This window comes from Micromonospora sp. CPCC 205561, from assembly GCF_036906775.1.
Classification (GTDB): domain Bacteria; phylum Actinomycetota; class Actinomycetes; order Mycobacteriales; family Micromonosporaceae; genus Micromonospora.
In genome coordinates, this window is the sequence record NZ_JBAKHV010000016.1 from 1 (window position 1) to 21,477 (window position 21,477).

Below are 21,477 nucleotides of genomic sequence, written 5' to 3' on the forward strand. Positions count from 1 at the left end.
GGATCGCCACCCGCGGCTACACCGCCTGACCGGCGACCACACCGCACCACCCGACGACAAGGGCCGGACCCCGCACGGGATCCGGCCCTTGTCGTCAGCTCCACCCGACCCGACCCGACCCGACCCGACCCGACCCGCCCGCGCCTGGGCCCGCCGAGCACGGGGCACGGGGCGCGGGGCGCGGGGCGCGGGGCGCGGGGCGCGGGGCGCGGCGGGCGCCCCGAGTCGGCAGGTCCCCGCTCCCGAGGGCGGCGGTCAGTCGAGCGGGGCGAGGAACTCCAGCCGGTTGCCGTGCGCGTCCCGGGAGTGGAAGCGCCGCATCCCCGGCAACTCTCCGTCGCCCCAGGTGACCGGGTAGCCCGCGGCGGCCAGCCGGGCGGCCAGCGCGTCCAGGTCCGGCCGGAGCAGGCCGGGGTGAGCCTTGCCGGCGGGGCGGAAATCGTCCTCCACGCCCAGGTGCAGCTCCGCGCCGTACCCCGTGAACCAGCAGCCCCCGCGGGCCGCGAGCGCTGGCGGCTTGGGCTTCTCGGTCAGGCCGAGCACCCCGACGTAGAAGGCCCGGGACGCCTCCTCGGAGCCGCGTGGGCAGGCGAGCTGGACGTGATGGATCATGGTGGTACCTCCTCGTCCCGAACGATGGCACGAGGTTGCGAAGTTAGCAAGACGGACGTACGGTTTTGTTGACGACGAGAATCGGCGGTAAGTGTCCCCTAACCACGGCGGCACCCCGACCGGTGCGACAGACTGCTCAGGACTACTCACGGTCGCTGGTGTGAAGGAGTACGACGTGGCGAGCCTCGACACCTTCGGTGCGAAGACCCAGCTGCGCGTCGGAGACGCGAGCTACGAGATTTTCAAGATCAGCAAGGTGGAGGGGCAGGAACGGCTCCCCTACAGCCTGAAGATCCTCCTGGAGAACCTGCTCCGGACCGAGGACGGCGCGAACATCACCGCCGACCACATCCGGCAGCTCGGTGGCTGGGACCCTGACGCCGACCCGAGCGTGGAGATCCAGTTCACCCCGGCGCGGGTGCTCATGCAGGACTTCACCGGCGTGCCGTGCGTGGTCGACCTGGCCACCATGCGCGAGGCCGTCCGCGACCTGGGCGGCGACGCCTCCAAGGTGAACCCCCTGGCCCCCGCCGAGCTGGTGATCGACCACTCCGTCATCGCCGACCTCTTCGGTCGCGAGGACGCCTTCGAGCGCAACGTCGAGCTGGAGTACGAGCGCAACAAGGAGCGCTACCAGTTCCTGCGCTGGGGCCAGACCGCGTTCAACGAGTTCAAGGTCGTCCCGCCGGGCACCGGCATCGTGCACCAGGTCAACATCGAGTACCTGGCCCGCACGATCATGGAGCGCAACGGGCAGGCGTACCCGGACACGGTCGTCGGCACCGACTCGCACACCACGATGGTCAACGGCCTCGGCGTACTGGGCTGGGGCGTCGGCGGCATCGAGGCCGAGGCGGCCATGCTCGGCCAGCCGGTCAGCATGCTGATCCCGCGCGTGGTGGGCTTCAAGCTATCCGGCGAGATGCCGGCCGGCACCACCGCCACCGACCTGGTGCTCACCATCACCGAGATGCTGCGCAAGCACGGCGTGGTCGGCAAGTTCGTCGAGTTCTACGGCCCCGGCGTGAGCGCCGTACCGCTGGCCAACCGGGCCACCATCGGCAACATGTCCCCGGAGTACGGCTCCACGGTCGCCATCTTCCCGATCGACGCCGAGACCGTCCGCTACCTGGAGCTGACCGGCCGGGACGCCGCCCAGGTCGCGCTCGTCGAGGCGTACGCCAAGGAGCAGGGCCTCTGGCACGACCCGGACGCCGAGCCGGCGTACTCGGAGCGCCTGGAGCTCGACCTGAGCACCATCGAGCCGTCCCTGGCCGGCCCGAAGCGCCCGCAGGACCGGGTCCCGCTGGGCAACGCCAAGACGCTGTTCCGCTCCGCGCTGACCGACTACGTGGCCGCCGACGAGACCGGCGGCGACCGCTCCCGCAAGGCGGGCGTGCCGCAGCTGGAGAAGCCGTTCGGGGCGGAGGGCCACGCCGACGAGGCCAGCGCCGAGTCCTTCCCGGCCAGCGACCCGCCGGCCAACGGGGTCAGCGACCCGGCCGACGCGCCGCGCGACCTGGACACCGCCGCGGTGGGCGCCGGCGGCCGGGCCACCAACCCGACCCGCGTCACCGGTGCCGACGGCGCCGAGTACGAGCTGGACCACGGCGCCGTGGTGATCGCGGCGATCACCTCCTGCACCAACACCTCCAACCCGCAGGTGATGATCGGCGCGGCCCTGCTGGCCCGCAACGCGGTCGAGAGGGGCCTGAGCCGCAAGCCGTGGGTGAAGACCACCCTGGCCCCGGGCTCCAAGGTCGTCATGGACTACTACGAGCGGGCCGGCCTCACCCCCTACCTGGAGAAGCTCGGCTTCCACCTGGTCGGCTACGGCTGCACCACCTGCATCGGCAACTCGGGCCCGCTGCCCGAGGAGGTCTCGGCCGCGGTCAACGAGGCCGACCTGGCCGTCGTCTCCGTCCTCTCCGGCAACCGGAACTTCGAGGGCCGGATCAACCCGGACGTCAAGATGAACTACCTGGCCTCCCCGCCGCTGGTGGTCGCGTACGCGCTGGCCGGCACGATGGACATCGACCTGGCCAACGAGCCCCTCGGCGAGGACAGCGAGGGCAACCCGGTGTTCCTGCGCGACATCTGGCCGAACACCGCCGAGATCCAGGACGTGATCGCCTCGGCGATCGGCGCCACGGGCTTCAGCTCGGCGTACGCGGACGTCTTCGCCGGCGACGAGCGCTGGCAGTCGCTGCCCACCCCGACCGGGGACACCTTCGCCTGGGCGGACGATTCCACCTACGTCCGCAAGCCCCCGTACTTCGAGGGCATGGAGCGGGAGCCGAAGGCGGTCGTCGACATCACCGGCGCCCGGGTGCTGGCCAAGCTGGGCGACTCGGTCACCACGGACCACATCTCCCCGGCCGGCTCCATCAAGGCCGACTCCCCCGCCGGGAAGTACCTCGCCGAGCACGGCGTGCCGCGCCACGAGTTCAACTCGTACGGCTCGCGCCGGGGCAACCACGAGGTGATGATCCGGGGCACCTTCGCCAACATCCGGCTGCGCAACCAGCTGCGGGTCCCGGGCGCCGGTTCCGATGCGGGAGCCGCGCTCCCCGAGGGCGGCTTCACGGTCAACCACCTGACCGGCGAGCAGACCTCGATCTACGACGCCTCGGTGGCCTACCAGGAGGCGGGCGTCCCGCTGGTCGTCCTGGCCGGCAAGGAGTACGGCTCCGGCTCGTCGCGGGACTGGGCCGCCAAGGGCACGATGCTGCTCGGCGTCCGGGCGGTCGTCGCCGAGTCGTACGAGCGGATCCACCGCTCGAACCTGATCGGCATGGGCGTGCTTCCGCTGCAGTTCCCGGCCGGCGAGACCGCCGAGTCGCTCGGCCTCACCGGCACGGAGACCTTCGCCATCTCCGGCGTGACCGCGCTGAACGACGGCGAGACCCCGCGTACGGTCAAGGTCAGCACGGACACCGGCGTCGAGTTCGACGCGGTGGTCCGGATCGACACCCCGGGCGAGGCCGACTACTACCGGCACGGCGGCATCCTGCAGTACGTGCTGCGACGCATGATCGCCGACTGACGGCACGGACGAGGGGCCCCCTGCCACGACGGCAGGGGGCCCCTCGCGTGTCCGGTCAGACGCGGCCGGTGCCGGCGCCCGCGACGACCAGGGCGGGCACGTCCGCCGCCGGGTCGAGGGTGTACGGGTAGTACGTGCGCGGCTCGACCACGGTGCCGTTCGTCTCCGGCGTGCCGGAGTTGGCGCACACGTTGTTCCGCTGCGCCGCCCGGCCGGGTCCGCTGTCCGCGTAGCCGCTGGCCGACCAGATCGGGTGCGGCACGTCGCGGAAGTAGTTCCCCTCCACCAGCACGCCGGCGTTCTCCGTCGACGCCACGCCGTAGAGGGCGTTGCCGAGGAAGTAGTTGTTGTAGACGTGCACCGGCTCGCCGAAGCGGACCCGGGGGTGCCGCTGGCGGCTGTTGTCGAAGAAGTTGTGGTGGATGCTGACCTTGAGCCGGCCCACGTCGGTGGAGGCGGAGCCGTCGGAGTGGCCGATCAGCATGGACTTGTCGGCGTGGTCGAAGTGGTTCCACGACACCGTCACGTAGTCGGCGCCGCGGACGATGTCGACCGAGCCGTCCACCGCGCCGGAGAAGCGGTTGTGGTCGATCCAGATGTGGTGCGAGTGCTGGCCGACGTTGATCGCGTCGTCCTCCGCGTCGGTGAAGTCGATGTTTCGGACGATCACGTTGTACGACCGGTAGAAGTCCAGCCCGCCACCGGTGATCTCGGCGTCGCCGACCCCCACGATGGTCTTGTGCGGGCGTACCCCCTGCTTGCTGGTGATCGCGATCCGGCCGGTCACCTGGATGACCAGCGGGCCGACGGTGTCGATGTGTTCCAGGAGGTCCGCCGCGTTCGTCGCGGTCACGGTCGGCCCGCCGGCACCGCCGGTGGTGCCGTTCTGGCCCAGGGCGTTGACGGCCGCGAATCCGTCCGGGCCGGCGGCGGCCGACGCCCGGGCGGCCTCGGTCGCGACCTTGCCGGGTCCGGCGCCCGCCGGGACGATGGTGGGCACGCCCACGGCCGGGTCGAGGGTGTAGGGGTAGTAGCCGCGCGGGTCCGGCACCGTGCCCCGGGTCTCGATCGGGTGGTTGCAGGCGACCAGGACGTTGCCCCGCTCGACGATACGGCCCAGGTCTCCGCTGAAGTCGACCCGACCCGGGTTGTTGACGCTGTAGAAGTAGTTGTTCTCCATCAGCACGGCGGCGTCGTAGGTGGAGGCCACCCCGTAGCTGTTGTCGTTGTAGTAGTTGTTGTAGACGTGCGCGAGCGCGGAGAAGCGCACCCTCGGGTTGCGCTGGTCGGAGCGGTCGAAGAAGTTGTGGTGGTAGGTGACCCGCAGCCGGCCGGTGTCCTGCGGGCCGGCGTCCTCGTCGTGGCCCAGCAGCAGCGTCTTGTCGTGGTCGTGGAAGTGGTTCCAGGAGACCGTGACGAAGTCCGATCCGCGCTTGATGTCGACGGCGCCGTCGTCGCCGTCGGAGAACTCGTTGTGGTCGATCCAGATGTGGTGCGAGAACATCTGCACGTTGATCAGGTCGTCCGTCGCGCCGGTGAGGTGCAGGTTCCGGATGATGACGTTGTGCACCGCGTTCGCCGGGGGCGAGGTCACGTCGTCGTCGACGGGCACGCCGATGTTGAGTCCCCCGCCGGAGAGCGTCGCGTCGTCGCCGAGCCCGACGATCGTCTTGTCGGAGGCGACGTTCCACATCCCGTCGTTGTCGCCCGCGGGCAGCGCGATGGTGCCGGAGACCCGGATGACGTACGGCCCGGGGCGGGCGATGTGGTCCAGGAACTGGGCGGTGGTGGTGACCGTTACCTCGGGACCGCCGGCGCCGCCGGTGGTCCCCCGCTGGCCGAGGGCGTCCACGCTGGCGAAGCCGTCGGCCGTCGCCGCGAGCGGGACGGTGGTGGCCGCCCGGGGAGCGGCGTCGGCCCCCGCGAGCGGCGTGCCGCCGGGCGCCGGCGGGGCGGCTCCGGGGGCTTCGAGCGGGGCGTAGGCCGTTGGTGGGAGCGTGGCGCCGGCCGGCGCGGCCGGGGCCAGCAGCGCGGCGGCCAGGCCGACGGCGGTGAGCAGCCGCCGGCGAGGCCCGGGCCGCGACGGCCCGTCGGGGTGGCGGGCAGCGAGCATGGGGTTCCGCCTTTCTCGTACGGCGGACCGCCGGAGCCGGCACGCGCGCCGGTGCCGTTCGGGGTGCCGGCGCGGCCGCGCGGAACCGGACGCGAGGGGGACGGAATCGCGTCGGGAGTGCGGACCGGCTCCGGCGATCAGCCAGGTGATGGACGGCGGAAAGCGCTTTCCGAGCCCATGCTAGGCAGCCCGAATGATCGAAGTCAATCAATCAGACCCCGGGCGCCGCGCGAGTGTCGAGCGCGAGAAGGTCCCGGTCGGGGAAGCCCTCCGGAGAGGGCGTTCCGGACCAGGACCTCCTCGCGGCGCGAGCGGTGGCGGCGGGACGGCGACACGCGGCCAGGGCGAGGCGGGGCCACGCCGGGGCGGTGGAGCGGCGGGACGCGGCTACTCGGACGCGGCCGCGCGGCGGCGGGCCTCCCGGGTCTTCATGGCGTGCTCCATCAGCGTGATGAGCACCTCCTTGCTGGACTCCCGCTGCCGGGCGTCACAGAGCAGGACCGGCACCCCCGGGTCGAGGTTGAGCGCCGCCTGCACCTCGTCGAGCCGGTACTGCCGGGCGCCCTCGAAGCAGTTCACCGCCACCACGAACGGCGTGCCCCGGCCCTCGAAGTAGTCGATCGAGGGGAAGCAGTCGGCCAGCCGACGGGTGTCGGCCAGCACCACCGCGCCGAGCGCGCCCAGCGCCAGTTCGTCCCAGACGAACCAGAACCGGTCCTGGCCCGGGGTGCCGAAGAGGTAGAGCACGAGGTCGTCGCTGATGGTGATGCGACCGAAGTCCATGGCCACGGTGGTGGTCGTCTTGCTCTCCACCCCGGAGAGGTCGTCGATGCCGACGCCCGACTCGGTCAACACCTCCTCGGTACGCAACGGGCGCGTCTCGCTGACGGCGCCGACCATGGTGGTCTTGCCCACGCCGAAACCGCCCGCGACGAGGATCTTTATCGCGGTGGGCAGTGGCGTCGCTCCCGCCGGCCGCTCAGAGTGCCCGTAGTCCATTGATTACCGCCTCGAAAACGCTGTTGTCGGGAAGGCCGGCCGTGGTGTGCGGCTCGCGTACCTGCACCAGGCTGCGGGCCGCCAGGTCACCCAGCAGGACCCGGATGGTGCCCACCGGCAGGTCAAGGTGGGCGGCGATCTCGGCGACGGACTGGATCCGCTGGCAGAGCCCGACTATCGCCAGGTGCTCCGGGCCCAGCCCGACCTCCGGGTTCACGTCCGCCCGGGTCGCCGTCACCAGGGAGATCAGGTCGAACGTGCCGGTGACCGGCCGGGCCCGGCCGCGCGTCATCGCGTAGGGACGTACGACCGGGCCGGCATGGTCGTCGACCCACTGGTGCTCTGAGGACTCCCCCCGCACCGTCATCGCCCTACTTCTCGCCGGCCGGCTGCTCGGCGGTCCGTGACGGCGACGCGACGTACTTGCCGACGCGGGTGACCAGCATCGCCATCTCGTAGGCGATCAGGCCGACGTCGGCATCCTCGCTGGCGAGGACGGCGAGACAGGCGTTGCGCCCGGCCGCCGTGACGAACAGGAACGACGACTGCATCTCGATGATGGTCTGTTGCACCTGCCCGCCGCCGAACCGCTTGCCCGCGCCCCTGGCCAGGCTCTGGATGCCGGCCGCCATGGCGGCGAGGTGCTCGGCGTCGTCCCGGCTGAGCCCTCGCGAGGCGGCCATCAACAGGCCGTCCGTCGAGAGCGCGACCGCGTGGTCGGCCTGCTTCACCCGGCCGACCAGATCATCCAGCAACCACGTCAGGTCGGCACTCGAAGCCGTCTTCTGCCCCACTCGTCGTCCTCTTCTCCCCCGGCAGTTGTCGCCGTGCTCGTCTCGCCGACCGCCGCGCCGCGCGGGTCTCCCGCGGCGCGGCGGCGCCGGTCAGGTCGCTTGCAGATCGTCGCCGGCGTCGGGTTCCTCGCCGGCGTCGGTACGGCTGTCGCCCGCCCCGCCGAGCAACCGGGCGGCGTCCGTGCGGCCGCGCCGGGTGCCGGTCTGGTACGAACTCATCATCCGGCGCACCTGCTCCGGCGGGCGCACCACGTCCTCGTCGCCGTCGTCCGCGGTCGGCTCGTCGCGCAGTTCCGGCACGATGCTGGCCTGCCGGACCCGCACCGGCAGCCCCGAGTCGGTACGCGCCGACGCCTGTCGCGCCGTCGGCACCGGGCCGCCGTGCGCCGCGGCGTCCGGCTCGGCCGGGGCGACGGGCGCCTGCGGCGCACCCGGGGCGGCGGGCCCGGACGCGGGTCGGGCCGTGGCCAGCGGCAGGCCGGTCGGGAAGGTCGGGCCGTCCAGGGCGTACCGCTCCGAACCGCCGGGCGACCGGACGGGCAGCCGTACGTCGAGGGCCGGCGCCGTGGCCGGCAGGCTCCGCCCGCGCGAGCGGGTGGGCAGGGCGTCCCCGGCGGGGTCGCTCGCGGCGGGGGCGGCGGCTTCCGGGGCCGACCGCGGGGCGAGCGGCTCCACCAGCGCCACCGGCGCCGGGGCGGCCGGCTGCTCGGCGGCGGGCGGGAGCTGGCCGGGCACACCGGCCGCCGGGCCGGCCGGCAGCCCGGCCGGGAACCCGCCCGAGGTGCTCGGGTCCTCGTCCGTCGTGACCAGCTCGGCCGGGATCAGCACCACCGCGGTGGTGCCGCCGTACGCGGACTCCTTCAGCTGCACCCGCACGCCGTGCCGCTCGGTCAACCGGCTCACCACGTAGAGCCCCAGACGGGAGGCGTTGGCCAGGTTCAGCTCGGACTGGTCGACGATCCGGTGGTTCGCGGCGGCCAGGTCCTCGTCGCTCATGCCCAGGCCGCGGTCCTCGATCTCGACGGCGAAGCCGTTGGCCACCAGCTGCCCGCGCACCTCCACGGAGGTGTGCGGCGGGGAGAACGACAGGCCGTTCTCGATCAGCTCGGCGAGCAGGTGGATGATGTCGCCGACCGCGCGGCCGGTGAGCGAGACCTGGCCGAGGGGCAGCACGTTGACCCGGGTGTAGTCCTCGACCTCGGCGACCGCGCCCCGGACCACGTCGACCATCGGCACGTTGCGCCGCCAGGCGCGCCCGGGGGTGGAGCCGGAGAGCACGATGAGGTTCTCCGCGTTGCGCCGCATCCGGGTGGCGAGGTGGTCGACCCGGAACAGGTCCTCCAGCTCCTCGGCGTCGTGCTCGCGGCGTTCCATCGCGTCGAGCAGGGTGAGCTGGCGGTGCACCAGCGCCTGGGTGCGCCGGGCCAGGCTGAGGAAGACGTCGCGCACGTTGCGGCGCAGCTCGGCCTGCTCGACGGCGGTGCGGATGGCGGTCTCCTGCACGGCGTTGAACGCCTTGCCCACCTGGCCGATCTCGTCGTCGCCGAACTCCAGCGGGGGCGCCTCCTTGGCGACGTCGACCTCCTCACCGCGCCCGAGCCGCTCGACCACGCCGGGCAGCCGCTCGTTCGCCAGCCGGAAGGCGGCCTCGCGCAGCCGCTCCAACTGCTGCACCAGGGCCCGGGCGGTGGTGACGGAGACGACGATCGAGGCGATGACGGCGAGCAGGCCCAGACCGGCGGCCAGCACGAGCCGCAGGACGACGCCGACGGCGATCGGGATGGCCCGCTCCACGAGCGCGTCGCCGGCCTCGATGATGAAGCGCTGCTGCTCCTCCATCGCCGCGTCGGCCGCCTTGCGCCACTCGGCCGCCGAGACCGCCGGCGCGTCGGCCGTGCGTCCCTGCAGGACGACCCGGTCCTCCAGGACGCGGAACGCGGTGTACGCCGGGCCGCCGCGCAGCGCCTCGTAGCGCGCCCGGTCGGCGGTGGAGAGTTCGGTGCGGGTCTGGCTGTCGAGGTAGCGCTGGGCGCCGGCGGCGCGGGCGAAGGTGGCGGTCTCCTCGGGCGTCATCCGGCCCGCGGCCAGCGCGCCGGTGACGAGGGCGTCCTCCTGGGACATGAGCTCGCGGACCCGGACGAGCTGGATCAGCGCCGCCGTCTCCTGGGTGAACCGCTCGTCGTCCAGGTTGCCCAGCGACCCGTACATCCGCAGCACCGTGTCGATCAGCTCGGTGTACGCCTGGGTGGCGGCGGCGCGGTCCAGCTGACGGGCGCGGATCGCCTCGCGTACGCCGTCGAGCCGGTCGAGCCCGCTGACGACCGCGTCGACGCGCCGCTGGCTCTCTTGGGCCGCCAGGTCCACCCGCCAGCTGCTGACGGACTCCCGGAAGTCGTCGGCGACACCCTGGGTCTTGCGCCACTGCGCGTCGAGCTGCTCCCGCTCGGCGGGGCCCGACCCGCCCAGGTACGCCGCGGACGCCCGGCGTTCCGCCTGTAGTTCGAGCACCAGCGGCTCGCCCGGCTGGGCGACCTGCGCGTCGAGCACCTGCACCCGCAGGAGACTGACGCCCTCTCGCAGGGTGACCCACGCGGCGAACGCCCACAGCGCTACGAGTGAGGCCAGCAGAGCCACGACTTTCCGGCGCAGATTGGAGCTGCGGGAACCCATTTTGAAACCATCCCTGGCGGGGAGCCTGATTCATCCGATCGGCGGTATCCGCATGGCGCTTCGACCGACCGGCGCACGGTAGCAGTGTCACGACGATCACTCAAGCGGACCTGATCATGACCGGTGCGTGCTGGCGGCCACGGGTCGCGCGGGACTCACGGTCCCGCGTGGCCGCTCAGCCGTACCAGGTGCCGCGCCGCCAACAGGGCGGCCCGGACGATGAGCACCGGATGATAGAGATCCTTGTCATGCCATAGTGGAACGCCGTCGTCGGCGGGGTCCGGGTGCCCGTCCAGGTAGGCCATCGCCCGGCGGACGACCCCGGCGAGGCCCGGACCGGGCGGCCGGCCGGTGCCGAGCAGCACCTGCAGGGCGTACGCGGTCTCCTCCGGCGTGCCCGTCCAGAGCCCCCACGAACCGTCCTCGCGCTGGGTGTCGCGCACCCAGTCGACCGCCCGGTCCAGCCGGGCGCCGGCGGTGCCAGGGCCGTACTCGGCCAGCCCCGCCGTGGCGCTGGCCGTCGCGTAGTACGGCGAGGCGTGCCACCGGTCCGTCCAGCTGCCGTCGGCGCGTTGGGCGTCGACCAGCCAGCCGGCCACCCGCCGGGCGACGTCGGCGTACGGGCGGCCGGGGCCGTGCCGGGCGTGCCAGCCCAGCGCCTCCAGCACGTGGGCGTTCGTGGTGACCGACGCGCCGTCCTCGCCCTGCCAGGTGCAGAAGTGCGCGCCGGTGTCGTACGCCGACAGGCTGTCCGGCGCGACCGGGCGGCCCAGCCGGGCCAGCGCGAAGAGGGTCGCGGCCGTGGTGTCGGCGTCCGTCGGCAGCCCCGGCGAGGTGGCCGCGCCGGTCGGACCGAGCGCGTCGGCCAGGCCGGCGGTCAGCGCGGCGGGGACGTCCGCCGCCGCGCCGACCCGGGCCAGGCTGCTGAGCACCCAGGCCCGCTCGAAGACGGTGATGGGGGTCGTGCAGGGCACGGGCCCGCCGCCGCGGGCGACGACCCCCGTCAGCCAGCCCAGCGCGACCCGGTCCGCGCCCCCACGGGCGGGGTCGCCCAGCCAGGCGGCGGTGGCCGCGGGCGAGGCGCCCACGGCCCCGGACACGAGCCGGGCCCGCGGATGGGCGCGCGCCCGCTCGTCGAGCACCTCGAAGGCGTGCCACAGCTTCTCGGGCACGGGCCGGCCGGCGGCGAGGAGCCGTCCGACCGCCTCGGCCCGGTGCCGGGTCATGCCCTGCGGCATCGGCAGCGGGGGCACCCGCCACCCCGACAGGGGAGCGGTGACGGCGAGGAGCGTGTCGATGCGGTCGATCAGGGCGGGCACGATCAGGTCGACGCCGGGCATGTCCGGCACCGGCCCGGCGGCGACCAGCAGCCGGTCGCGCAGCGCCGCGACACCCCGGTCCACGGCCGGCGATAGCCGGTACGCCCGCAGCGGCGCGGAACGGCCCGGAGCGGCCAGGGAGCTCAGCAGCGCCTCCACCGCGCTCAGGGTGGGCACCAGGCCGTAGGCGCCCGGCGCCCCCCACCCCCCGTCGGGGCGCTGGGTGACGAGCAGGTGCCGCACCCGCTCGTCGTGCCCCGGCAGCCAGGGGGCGTCGCTGACCAGCCGCCCGGTCTCGTACACCGACGGGGAGACCGTGCCGGCGGGCGCGGCGAGCATCGCCGCGACCAGTTCGCGCCGGGCGGCGGCGAGCCCGGAGCCGGTGACCTCCGCGACCGTGACCGGGGCGGCCGTCACGACATCCCCCAGAAGTCGGCCAGCTCGTAGAAGCCGCTGCTGAACCCGATCTGCCGGGCGAGGTAGTCCGCCTCGCGGGGACAGGCCGCGCGGAGCGGGACCAGCATCTCGCGGCAGGTCCGCACGAGTTCCGCCAGCCGCTGCTCCACCCGGGCGCGGTCGTCGACCAGCAGGAGGGCGTTCAGGTCGCCCCAGCGCAGGTCCCGCTCGTACGTGCCCAGGTCGTTGACGAGGCGCAGGGCCCGCTGCACCTGGTCGCTGACCGCGACCAGCTCGTCCAGCCGGGACAGGGTGGCCTCGTCGCCGGTGTAGAGCCAGTGCGCCACGTTCACGATCGTGCAGGCGTGGTTGTCGGCGTTGTCGAGGTAGGCGTCGAGGCCGGGCAGGGCCTCCCGGCCGGCGGAGCGCCACGCCGCCTTCCACTCCCACTCCCGGGCCATCGCCCGCACCGTCGCGTGCAGCCGGTCCCGCCACAGCGCGCGGTGCGCGGCGAAGGCGGGCGCCGTGGCGAGTTCCCGTTGCAGCCCGGTCAGGTAGGCGCCGAGGTGGTCGTCGGGGGCGGCGGGCTCGTCGGCGGCCACCGCGAGGCAGCGCGCGACGAGCCCGTCCACCTCCTCGCGGGAGCCCGCCCGGTGGTCGATGAGCCAGTCGAGCGCGAAGCCCCACAGCACGGTCCGGTTGGCGGCGCGCAGCTGCTCGGCCGTGCACCACGGCGCGCCGAAGGCGATGGCCAGCGAGATGTTGGCGAACAGCATGGTGTCGAACGGGTCGGCGGGAAAGAGCTCGGGGTGTGCCGCCGCCGACGCCTGGAGGTCGCGTTGGCCGCGTACGGCCAGGCCGCAGATGCGGCCCTGCTCCTGCGCGTCGCGCAGCTCGTCCCGCCCGTCGCGGCCCGTCGCCGGGATCACACCGGCCTCCGCTCGTGGACCGGGGTCAGCGCCATGACCACCGGCCGGCCCGGGCGCAGGGTCGCCGCCAGCTGCTTGGGCGGCATCGCGGCCTCGCGCAGCCGGAAGCGGTAACGGCTGAGGATCGTAGCCACCACCAGCGGAGCCTCCAGGTTGAACAGGTACATGCCCAGGCACTGGTGCGGGCCGCCACCGAACGGGAAGTACGCGTACCGGTGCCCCCGGCGCGGCTGGTCGGCGCGGAACCGGTCGGGGTCGAAGGTGTCCGGACGATCCCAGTACCGGGCCAGCCGCTGGGTGACGTACGAGCTGACCGCCACGATGCTGCCGGCCTTGATCCGGGTGCCGCCGACGACGTCCTCCGCCACCGCCGTGCGGGGCACCAGCCACCCGGCGGGGTACATGCGCAGCAGCTCGTCCACCACCGACCGGGTGTAGGTCAGGGCGAGCAGTTGCTCCCGGCTGATCACCCGGTCGGCGCCCACCACCTCGTCCAGCTCGGCGTAGAGCCGCCCGGCCACCTCCGGGTTGGCGTCCAGGATGGGCCACAGCCAGGTCAGCACCGCGTAGGTCGTCTCGGTCGCGGTGGCGAACATGGAGACCACGTCGTCGCGGACCCGCCGCTCGTCCAGCTGCCGGCCGTCGTCGTCGCGGGCGTTCGCCAGGGCGGCGAGCAGGTCGTCGCCGTCACGCGGTCGGGCCCGTTCGGCCCGGACCAGGGGCAGCATGATGTCGTCGACGACGCCGACGGCCCGCTTCAGGGCGCGGTCGCCCGGCACCGGCACGGCGTCGGGCACGAAGGGCAGCAGCAGCCGGAGCCGCAGCGCCGTCACGATGGTGTCCTGGGCGGCCACGATCCGCAGCTGGTCGGCGAGGCTGAGCCGGTCGGCGAAGAAGACGCTGCTGATCGCCCGGCAGATGACCCGCCCCAGCTCGGCGCCGGCGTCCAGCCAACGGCCCGCCCGCGCCGGCTCCTCGAACTCGTCGACGGCGTCGCTGACGGCGCGGCTCATGGGGTCCACCAGGGCGTCGATGCGCTTGGCCGTGAAGTGCGGCTGCATCCGCCCGCGGCTGGCCTGCCACTGTGGGCCGTCGGACATGATGCCGTCGCCGGTGAGCCGCCGCACCGGCCGCCAGAGCATGCTCCGGCCGCCGCGGGTGTAGTTGGCCGCGTTGTCCCGCAGCACGTGCTGCACGTGGGCCGGCTCCGTCACCAGGTAGGGCCGGATCGTGCCGACGTTGAGCCGGAGGACCTCGCCCGGGTGCGCGTCCGCCAACGCGACGAGCCCGCCGAGCGGGTCACGCAGCAGGCCGGCCATCCTCCACAGTGGCACGTGGCGCGGCGCCCGCCCGCCCCCGTCGTCGCCGTTCCGGTCAGCCATGACACCCCCGCACCCGCGGCTCCCTCTCGCCCACCGTCACCCAGCGTCGTGACCCAACGTCGCCGGCGCGACCGCCTGCGTCACGATCCCGGGAAGCATGCCACCACCCGTCGAAAATCCGCTAGCGGCCATACAAGAATTTTGTTCACGGGAATGCTGATCCGTGAAGGATCAGGTGTCGGGTGTCACTTCTGGAGGGTGCGCCCGGAGCGCCACTCGGCGCTTACCGGCCGGTACCCGAGCCACTCGTTGACCGTCCGCATCGGGGCGTTCCCGGCGTCGTTCACCGTGTACGCCCGGCGCAGCCCGGCCACCCGGGCGGTGCCCAGCGACGCGTGCTTGACCAGCCGGGCGAGGCCCCGGCCACGCCACCCGCCCCGGGTGCCGGTCATCCCGGAGAGGTAGCGGTCCCGGCCGTCGGTCAGCGCGACGGTGAACGCCACCACCACACCGTCGGCCACCGCCACGGTACTCAGCGCCGGGTCCAGGTCCGGCCGGTCCCAGTATGCCGCCCGCCAGTCCGCGAAGCCGATCTCGTCCATCCCCACGTCGCCCGGCTCGTCGGCGCCGGCCAGGTCCGCCTCGTACAACGGGCGCGGGTCGACCAGCTCGGCGGCCGTGATCAGCCGAACCCCCGCCGGGCGGGGCGGGCGCGGCCGGCAGCGCCGCCGTCGCCAGGTCCAGTCCCAGGACCACGTTGCGTCGGTCGCGCCGGTAGCCGCGCCGCTCGGCGAAGGCGAGCGGGGCGGGCTCGTCGACGACCCGCGCGTACGCCCGGCTGACGCCGAGCCCGACGAGCCGCTCCTCGGCGGCGGCGAGCAGCGCCGATCCGACGCCGCGCCCCCGCCCTTCGGGGTCCACGACCAGGTTGACGAAGCCGAGCCCCGGCTCGGCGCTCTCGTGCAGCAGCCCCGTGCGGGCGACGCCGACGATTCCGTCGCCCGCCTCGGCGACCAGCATCCCGAAGCGCTCCGCCGGCTTGCCGGTCGCCTGCCAGGCGAGCAGCTCCGGCGTGACCACCAGGTGGGGCCGGGCGGCGCGGAGCAGGGCGACGACCGGCACCGTGTCGGCGGGGCCGGCGGCCCGGACGGTGGGGACCACGACTGGGCAACTTACCGCAGCGGCGGGCGCGGGGCGGTGGAAGCCGGGCGCGCCCGCGCGCCCTGTGCCAGGCTCAGGGCATGGACGACAGAACCATCCTTAACCGGATCTCCGAGCTGGTCGACGAGGAGCACCGGCTGCGCGCCGACGCGCAGGCCGGCGAGTCGGGCACCGACGACGACGCCCGCACCCGGCTGCGCGAGCTGGAGGAGTCCCTCGACCAGTGCTGGGACCTGCTGCGCCGGCGCCGGGCCGCCCGGCACACCCACGGCGACCCGGACGCCCAGGGCACGCGCCCCCGGCCGGAGGTCGAGCGCTACCTCCAGTGACCCGGTCCCGGGCGGCCCGCGACGGGCCACCCGGGACGTCGCGGTCAGCGGATCCCCGCCTCCCGCAGCAGCGACGCGGTCAGCGCGCCCGGGTCGGCGTCCGCCCCGGGCAGGCCCCGGGCCGCGAACCAGGCGGCCACCACCCGCACGTCGCGGGCCAGGAACTCCGGCCCCTGCGGGTTGGCCACCACGTCGACCACCTGCGGCAGGTCGATCAGCACCAGCCGTCCCGCGTGCACCAGCAGGTTGTACGGCGACAGGTCACCGTGCGCGAGGCCGGCGCGGGCGAGCACCACCAGCGCGTCGACGAGCTGCCCCCACAGCTCGCGCAGTTGCCCCGGCTCCGGCCGCAGCTGGGCCAGCCGGGGCGCCGCCAGCCCCTCCTCCTGGTCGCCGAGGAACTCCAGCATCAGCTCCGTCCCGCGCAGCTGCACCGGGTAGGGGACGCTGATCGAGCCGTACCGGGCGCCGAACTCCCAGAGCCGGCCCAGCGCGGCGAACTCGGCCGCCGCCCACTGCCCGGCGATCATCTGTCGGCCGAAGGCCGTCCGGCCGGCCATCGCCCGGTTCTCCCGGGACCGGCGCACCCGGCGTCCCTCCAGGTACCCGGCGTCGCGGTGGAAGAGCCGGTGCTGGGGATCCCGGTACCGCTTGACCGCCAGCAGGCAGGACCGGTCGGTGCCGGGCACCGCGCGGCGGACCAGGTGGACGTCCGCCTCCTTGCCGGTCTTCAGCACGCCCAGCTCGGTGTCCTTGGCGGCCAGGTCGGTGACCAGCCAGTCCGGGTGGGGCTCCGGGCCGTGCACGGCGTCGTCCCAGGAGGACCAGCGCTCCCCCGTGTCGGGGTCGGGCTCGGCGTCGGGGTCGGCGGGAGCGGGCTCGGCCGGCCGGCCCCGCTTCAGGAAGAGCTGTTCGTCGTCGTCGAAGCGGCGCTTGCCGCGGGTACGGCGCTCGGGCGCCGAAAGGTCGTGATCGCGCACTGCGGTGGTGATCCCTTGCTCGAGGCTGATGGAGGCAGGTGGAAGTGACCTGCGAAGACGGCCATGACCGACCCCCTCTCCTCGACCGGGCGCGGACCCGGGTGCACGATGCGCGACCATGCTCACGGCTCCGCGCCGCCCGGGTCAACCGAATTACCCCCGCCGCCCACGGCACGCGCCGCCGAGCACCACCTTCCCGGGCGCCGCCCGGCGGTCAGGCGCCGAGCACCGCCGCGACGGCGGCGAGCACGCCGTCCGCCGTACGGGTGGGCGCGAACCGGCTGTCGCCCCAGCTGCGCCCCCGGTGCAGCCAGACGCTGGGCAGGCCGACGGCGGCCGCGCCGCCGATGTCCGCCTCCGGGCCGTCGCCGACCACCCAGGCGCCCCGCAGCGGCAGCCGTCCACGCCGGGCGGCCACCGCGAAGATCCTCGGGTTGGGCTTGCTGACGCCGACCTCCTCGGAGATCACCCAGTCGGCGACGAAGCCGTCCAGCCCGGACCGCCGGATCATGGCCTCCTGCTGCCGGACCCCGCCGTTGCTGACCACCACCGGCGTCCAGCCCGCCCAGTCGGCGACCCGCAGCGCGCACGCGACCAGCGGGTCGAGCCGGACGGCGTCCAGCACGCCCTCGTGCAGCTCCTCGACCAGGTCGATGGAGGGCATCCGCAACCCGTACCGCTGCCGCACGGCGTCGGCCACGTCCCACCGGTCGGTCAGCCCGTCGGCGTCGATCGAGAGCAGCCAGTCGATGTCCGTCGGCGGCGCGCCGACGCCGGCCAGGAAACGCTCCCCCCAGGCGCGGAACGGACCGGCCCGGTCGAGCAGCGTGTTCTCCAGGTCCAGCAGGAGCAGCGGCACTTGGGCACCTTACGGGACAGCGGGGTCCCGCCGACAGTACCGGCGCCCGTCAGACCGCCAGCGACGAACGCATTCGCCCCTGGTCGGGCAGGCGGTCGAGCAGCATGCAGTGGGCCGCCCGGGTCGCCGCCAGCTCCTCCGGGGCGAGCGCGACGACCAGCACCGCCTCGCCGGTGTCCGCGCCCCGGGCCAGCGGCCGGCCCTGCGGGTCGTAGACCGCCGCGCCGCCGTTGAACCGCCACGGGTCGGCGCCCCCGACCAGGTTGGCGAACACCACGTACATGGTGTTGTCCAGCGCGCGGGCTGGGTAGTAGAGGTCGCGGCGGTGCTCGGAGCCGGCCAGGTAGCCGCTGGGGCAGAGGTAGCCGTGCGCCCCGTCGGCCGCGGCGGCCCGGCCGTGCTCGGGGAAGCAGCCGTCGTAGCAGATGCCCAGCCCGAGCCGCCAGTCGTCGACGACCAGGGTGGCGCCGCGGTCACCGGCGACGAAGAGTTCCCGCTCGCCGCTCCACAGCTGCTGCTTGTCGTACCCGACGCGGACGTCGCCGGCCCGGTCGACCACCAGGGCGGAGATCGTCCGCCGGCCGTCGGGGTGCCGGACGGCCGCGCCGACCACCACGGCGCCGCCACCGTCGCGGGCCGCCTCGCGCAGCGGGTCCAGGCGCGGGTCGTCGACGACGGCCGCCGCGTCGGCCGCGACGTCGGTGCCGGCCGGGTCGGCCGCGAGCGTCGGCAGGTGGTACGCGGGCAGGAAGAGCTCGGGCAGCACGCTCACCCGGGCGCCCCGCTCCATGGCGAGGCGGGCCAGCCGGGCGGCGCTCGCCGCGTTGCCGGCCACGTCGCCGGGGACGGGTTCGGCCTGCACGGCCGCGACGGTCAGTGGTGCGGCGGGGACCGCGACGGCGGCGGGGAGTGGCGTCACGGGCCGATCCTAGCCGGAGCCCGCCGGCCTGATGATCAAGCGAGCGGGCAAACCAAGCCGTACGTACGGTTTGCGTGGCGCGGGGCGAGCTGACACGATCGACCCGTGCCCAGAGTAAGCCAGGACCAGCTCGACGCGCGCCGACAGGAGATCCTCACCGCCGCGCGGGCGTGTTTCGCCCGGCACGGCTACGAGGGCGCCACCGTGCGCAGGCTGGAGGAGGCCACCCGGCTGTCCCGGGGCGCGATCTTCCACCACTTCCGCGACAAGGACTCGCTCTTCCTGGCGGTGGCCGAGGACGACGCCGCGGCGATGGTGGAGACGGTGGCCCGCAACGGCCTCGTCCAGGTGATGCGGGACCTGCTGGCCCGCGCCGTCTCCCCCGACACCACCGGCTGGCTCGGCAGCCAGCTGGAGGTGTCCCGGCGACTGCGGACCGACCCGGCGTTCGCCAAGCGCTGGGCGGAGCGCTCCGCCGCCATCGCCGAGGCGACTCGCGACCGGCTGGCCCGCCAGCGGGACGCGGGCGTGCTCCGCGAGGACGTACCCATCGACGTGCTGGCCCAGTTCCTGGAACTCGCCTACGACGGCCTGGTGCTGCACCTGGCGATGGGCCGCCCCGCCGGCGACCTCGGCCCGGTCCTCGACCTGGTCGAGGAGGCCGTGCGCCGCCGCTGACCGCCCACCGCCGCGCCCGCCTCCCCGGCGCGGCCGCCCCTCGGGCGCCGGCTGCGTCGCGCGGTGCGTATCGGTCCGGTAACTCGGTCCACGCGGCGGGTACGGCCTGGCGGGCCTGCTCCACAATTGGGTCGCCGGTCCCCCTCGCCCGACAGGAGCAGCACATGTTCGTTCTCGCCGCGCCTGGTGACACCTGGGGCGTCCCCGGCCCCACCTTCCTCGGGATCTATCTCCTCGCGGCCGTCGTGGTCGTCGCCGGTACGGTCGCCCATCGGGTCTCGGTCCTCTCCGGTCCGTCGGTGGGCGAGGTGGGCCAGCTCGGCCCGCAGCAGGTGGCCTACCTCAACGGCGGGCAGCAACTGGCCATCTGGTCCTCGCTCGGCGGGTTGCGCGGCAGCGGGGCGATCGGCGTACGGCCGGACCGGCGACTCACCACCGGCGGACCGCTGCCGGCCGGCACCACGCCGCTGGACCAGGCGATCCACTTCGCGGCCGGCCGGAACGCCACCAGCCGGGAGCTGGCCCGCGACGAGTGGGTCCGCCGGGCACTCGACCAGCTCAGGGCCAGCCTGGAGCAGCGCGGGCTCGCGCTCGAACCGGCTCGCCGCGCCGCGCTGCGCCGGGGCGCGTTCCTGCTCTCCGCCCTGCTGCTGGTCGGCATGGCACGCATCTTCGCGGGCCTCTCCAACGACCGTCCGGTGGGCTGGCTCGTGCTGAGCCAGGTCCCGCTGATCGTCGTGGCCGTCCTCCTGCACCGGGTGCCGTGGCGCACCCGCGCCGCCACCCGGATCCTGCGCGACCTGCGGCGTCAGCACACCTACCTCGCGCCCGCCTCGGCCCCCGCCTACGCGACCTACGGCCCGGCCGGCGCCGCGATGGGCGTCGCGCTGTTCGGCACCGCGTCGCTCTACGCGATGGACCCCGGATTCGCCGCCGAGGCCGAGATCCGGCGCCAGGCGACGAGCAGCGCCGGCGGCTCCTCGGGCTGTGGTGGCGGCAGCTCGTGCGGCGGGGGCAGCTCGTGCGGCGGCGGCGGCGGTGGTGGCGGGGGCGGGTGCGGCGGATGACCGGTCCGTGGGGCGTGGGCATCGGCTGGCGGCCCGAGATCGCCGGCTTCGTCGCCGACCTGCCCGGGCTGCGCTTCGTGGAGGTGATCGCGGAGGGCGTCGCCGCGACCGGGCCGCTGCCCGCGGGCCTCGCCGCGCTGCGCGAACGCGGCGTGACCGTCGTACCGCACGGCGTGCGGCTCTCCCTCGGCGGCGCGGAACCGGTCGACCCGGCGCGCGTCGCCCACCTGGGCGCGGTGGCGGAGCTGGTCGGCGCGCCGCTGGTCAGCGAACACATCGCCTTCGTCCGGGCCGGCGGCGTGGAGGCCGGCCACCTCCTGCCGCTGCCGCGCAGCCGGGAGGCCGTCGACGCGGTCTGCGCCAACGTCGCCCGCGCGCAGGCCGAGCTGCCGGTGCCGATCGCCCTGGAACCGATCGCGGCCCTGTTCGACTGGCCCGACGACGAACTGGACGAGGCGGCCTTCCTCACCGAGATCCTGGAGCGCACCGGGGCGTTCCTGCTGCTGGACGTCGCCAACGTCTACGCCAACGCCCGCAACTCCGGTGGCGACCCGGCCGCGCTGCTCGACCGGCTGCCGCTGGAGCGGGTCGCCTACGCGCACGTCGCGGGCGGCGCCGAGCACGGCGGCCACTACCACGACACGCACACCGATCCGGTGCCCCCGGCGGTGCTCGATCTGCTGCGCGAGCTGTGCGCCCGCCACCGCCCGCCGGCGCTCCTGCTCGAACGCGACGGGCACTACCCGCCCGCGCCGACGCTCCGCGCCGAACTGGACGCCCTCGCCGCCGCGTCCGGCTTCCCGGCGGTGACGTGAGCGGCGACCTGGCCGAGCGGCAGGCGGCGCTGGTGGCGGCGCTGGTCGCCGGCGGCCCCCCACCGCCGGGCTTCGACCCGGCGGCGCTCGCCGTCGCCCGGGCCGCGCTGCTGCGCAAGCGCGCCGGGGAGGTGGCCCGGCACTGGCCGCTGCTCGCCGCCGGGCTCGGCCCGCGCTGGGCGGTGACCTTCGCCGGGTGGGCGGCGGGTCGGCCGACCGGCGGCTCCCTGCGCGACGGCTGGGACCTGGCCCGGGAGCTGCGCGAGCGGGGCACGCTGCCGCCGCTGGGCGCGGAGGAGCTGGCCGCGCGGGAGGCTGCCGACCGCTACGACGGGCACGGGCCGCCCCGCCCGCGCCGGCTGCCGGGCTGGGGGCGCGCCGGCGGGGCCGTCGCGGTCCAGGTCGCCGGTCGGGTACGCCTGCTGCGCCCCGCCCGCCGCTGAGCAGCGGGCGCCGAGGGCCCCGCTGG

General features: G+C 74.6%; 19 protein-coding genes and 1 pseudogene. 6 read left to right on the forward strand and 14 right to left on the reverse strand.

Annotation, left to right across the window (positions count from 1 at the left end):
• Nucleotides 1-255 precede the first annotated feature (255 nt).
• A complete protein-coding gene (locus V6V16_RS11270; RefSeq protein ID WP_334561915.1) occupies nt 256-612 on the reverse strand; it encodes a VOC family protein in 357 nt (118 codons plus the stop codon).
• 160 nt (nt 613-772) lie between these two features.
• Here V6V16_RS11270 and V6V16_RS11275 point away from each other — a divergent pair, with 160 nt between their 5' ends.
• Nucleotides 773-3,658, forward strand: coding sequence for an aconitate hydratase (locus tag V6V16_RS11275; RefSeq protein ID WP_334561916.1), 2,886 nt, complete (start codon nt 773-775; stop codon nt 3,656-3,658).
• 55 nt (nt 3,659-3,713) lie between these two features.
• Here the strand turns inward: V6V16_RS11275 and V6V16_RS11280 are convergent, their stop codons facing one another.
• The 10 genes and pseudogenes from V6V16_RS11280 to V6V16_RS27905 all read right to left on the reverse strand — a co-directional run.
• A complete protein-coding gene (locus tag V6V16_RS11280; RefSeq protein WP_334561917.1) occupies nt 3,714-5,771 on the reverse strand; it encodes a pectate lyase family protein in 2,058 nt (685 codons plus the stop codon).
• 387 nt (nt 5,772-6,158) lie between these two features.
• Entirely contained in the window at nt 6,159-6,770 is a 612-nt protein-coding gene (locus V6V16_RS11285) for a GTP-binding protein (RefSeq protein WP_334561918.1), read from the reverse strand.
• The gene (locus V6V16_RS11290) at nt 6,751-7,137 is read right to left on the reverse strand and encodes a DUF742 domain-containing protein (protein ID WP_334561919.1); all 387 of its coding nucleotides are present in this window, start codon (nt 7,135-7,137) and stop codon (nt 6,751-6,753) included. Before V6V16_RS11290 ends, V6V16_RS11285 begins: the two co-directional genes overlap by 20 nt.
• Before the next feature lie 4 nt (nt 7,138-7,141).
• On the reverse strand, nt 7,142-7,564 hold the full coding sequence (locus V6V16_RS11295) for a roadblock/LC7 domain-containing protein (protein WP_334561921.1): 423 nt from the start codon (nt 7,562-7,564) through the stop codon (nt 7,142-7,144).
• A 90-nt stretch (nt 7,565-7,654) separates the two neighbouring features.
• A complete protein-coding gene (locus tag V6V16_RS11300; protein WP_334561922.1) occupies nt 7,655-10,234 on the reverse strand; it encodes a sensor histidine kinase in 2,580 nt (859 codons plus the stop codon).
• A 155-nt stretch (nt 10,235-10,389) separates the two neighbouring features.
• Entirely contained in the window at nt 10,390-11,970 is a 1,581-nt protein-coding gene (locus V6V16_RS11305; protein ID WP_334561923.1) for a prenyltransferase/squalene oxidase repeat-containing protein, read from the reverse strand.
• Nucleotides 11,967-12,878 (reverse strand): terpene synthase family protein, encoded by a 912-nt coding sequence (locus tag V6V16_RS11310; RefSeq protein WP_334561924.1) that lies wholly within the window; start codon nt 12,876-12,878, stop codon nt 11,967-11,969. The genes V6V16_RS11305 and V6V16_RS11310 overlap by 4 nt, the downstream gene beginning before the upstream one ends.
• On the reverse strand, nt 12,875-14,212 hold the full coding sequence (locus V6V16_RS11315) for a cytochrome P450 (RefSeq protein WP_442934063.1): 1,338 nt from the start codon (nt 14,210-14,212) through the stop codon (nt 12,875-12,877). Before V6V16_RS11315 ends, V6V16_RS11310 begins: the two co-directional genes overlap by 4 nt.
• A gap of 233 nt (nt 14,213-14,445) precedes the next feature.
• Nucleotides 14,446-14,850 (reverse strand): hypothetical protein, encoded by a 405-nt coding sequence (locus V6V16_RS11320; RefSeq protein ID WP_334561926.1) that lies wholly within the window; start codon nt 14,848-14,850, stop codon nt 14,446-14,448.
• 124 nt (nt 14,851-14,974) lie between these two features.
• Nucleotides 14,975-15,361 (reverse strand): annotated as a pseudogene (locus tag V6V16_RS27905) (GNAT family N-acetyltransferase); the annotation flags it as partial.
• Nucleotides 15,362-15,441: 80 nt separating this feature from the next.
• Here V6V16_RS27905 and V6V16_RS11325 point away from each other — a divergent pair.
• Nucleotides 15,442-15,690: a DUF2630 family protein gene (locus V6V16_RS11325; RefSeq protein WP_334561927.1), complete on the forward strand. Its 249-nt coding sequence runs from the start codon at nt 15,442-15,444 to the stop codon at nt 15,688-15,690.
• A 44-nt stretch (nt 15,691-15,734) separates the two neighbouring features.
• Here V6V16_RS11325 and V6V16_RS11330 read toward each other — a convergent pair whose 3' ends face one another.
• From V6V16_RS11330 to V6V16_RS11340, 3 genes are all read right to left on the reverse strand, one after another.
• A complete protein-coding gene (locus V6V16_RS11330; RefSeq protein ID WP_334561928.1) occupies nt 15,735-16,670 on the reverse strand; it encodes a serine protein kinase RIO in 936 nt (311 codons plus the stop codon).
• A gap of 214 nt (nt 16,671-16,884) precedes the next feature.
• Entirely contained in the window at nt 16,885-17,529 is a 645-nt protein-coding gene (locus V6V16_RS11335) for an HAD family hydrolase (protein ID WP_334561929.1), read from the reverse strand.
• A gap of 49 nt (nt 17,530-17,578) precedes the next feature.
• Entirely contained in the window at nt 17,579-18,448 is an 870-nt protein-coding gene (locus V6V16_RS11340; protein WP_334561931.1) for a carbon-nitrogen hydrolase family protein, read from the reverse strand.
• A gap of 105 nt (nt 18,449-18,553) precedes the next feature.
• Here V6V16_RS11340 and V6V16_RS11345 point away from each other — a divergent pair, with 105 nt between their 5' ends.
• From V6V16_RS11345 to V6V16_RS11360, 4 genes are all read left to right on the forward strand, one after another.
• Entirely contained in the window at nt 18,554-19,126 is a 573-nt protein-coding gene (locus V6V16_RS11345; RefSeq protein ID WP_334561932.1) for a TetR/AcrR family transcriptional regulator, read from the forward strand.
• A gap of 164 nt (nt 19,127-19,290) precedes the next feature.
• The gene (locus tag V6V16_RS11350; protein ID WP_334561933.1) at nt 19,291-20,193 is read left to right on the forward strand and encodes a TIGR04222 domain-containing membrane protein; all 903 of its coding nucleotides are present in this window, start codon (nt 19,291-19,293) and stop codon (nt 20,191-20,193) included.
• Nucleotides 20,190-21,008, forward strand: a complete 819-nt coding sequence (locus tag V6V16_RS11355; protein WP_334561934.1) for a DUF692 domain-containing protein — start codon at nt 20,190-20,192, stop codon at nt 21,006-21,008. Before V6V16_RS11350 ends, V6V16_RS11355 begins: the two co-directional genes overlap by 4 nt.
• Complete coding sequence (locus V6V16_RS11360) at nt 21,005-21,451, forward strand: hypothetical protein (protein WP_334561936.1); 447 nt, start codon at nt 21,005-21,007, stop codon at nt 21,449-21,451. Before V6V16_RS11355 ends, V6V16_RS11360 begins: the two co-directional genes overlap by 4 nt.
• Nucleotides 21,452-21,477: the final 26 nt, after the last annotated feature.

Bases quoted from the DNA above. Each gene is read 5' to 3' on its own strand.
- V6V16_RS11270 (WP_334561915.1), bottom strand. From the start codon at position 612: ATGATCCATCACGTCCAGCTCGCCTGCCCACGCGGCTCCGAGGAGGCG.
- V6V16_RS11280 (WP_334561917.1), bottom strand. From the start codon at position 5,771: ATGCTCGCTGCCCGCCACCCCGACGGGCCGTCGCGGCCCGGGCCTCGC.
- V6V16_RS11285 (WP_334561918.1), bottom strand. From the start codon at position 6,770: ATGGACTACGGGCACTCTGAGCGGCCGGCGGGAGCGACGCCACTGCCC.
- V6V16_RS11290 (WP_334561919.1), bottom strand. From the start codon at position 7,137: ATGACGGTGCGGGGGGAGTCCTCAGAGCACCAGTGGGTCGACGACCAT.
- V6V16_RS11300 (WP_334561922.1), bottom strand. From the start codon at position 10,234: ATGGGTTCCCGCAGCTCCAATCTGCGCCGGAAAGTCGTGGCTCTGCTG.
- V6V16_RS11325 (WP_334561927.1), top strand. From the start codon at position 15,442: ATGGACGACAGAACCATCCTTAACCGGATCTCCGAGCTGGTCGACGAG.
- V6V16_RS11350 (WP_334561933.1), top strand. From the start codon at position 19,291: ATGTTCGTTCTCGCCGCGCCTGGTGACACCTGGGGCGTCCCCGGCCCC.
- V6V16_RS11355 (WP_334561934.1), top strand. From the start codon at position 20,190: ATGACCGGTCCGTGGGGCGTGGGCATCGGCTGGCGGCCCGAGATCGCC.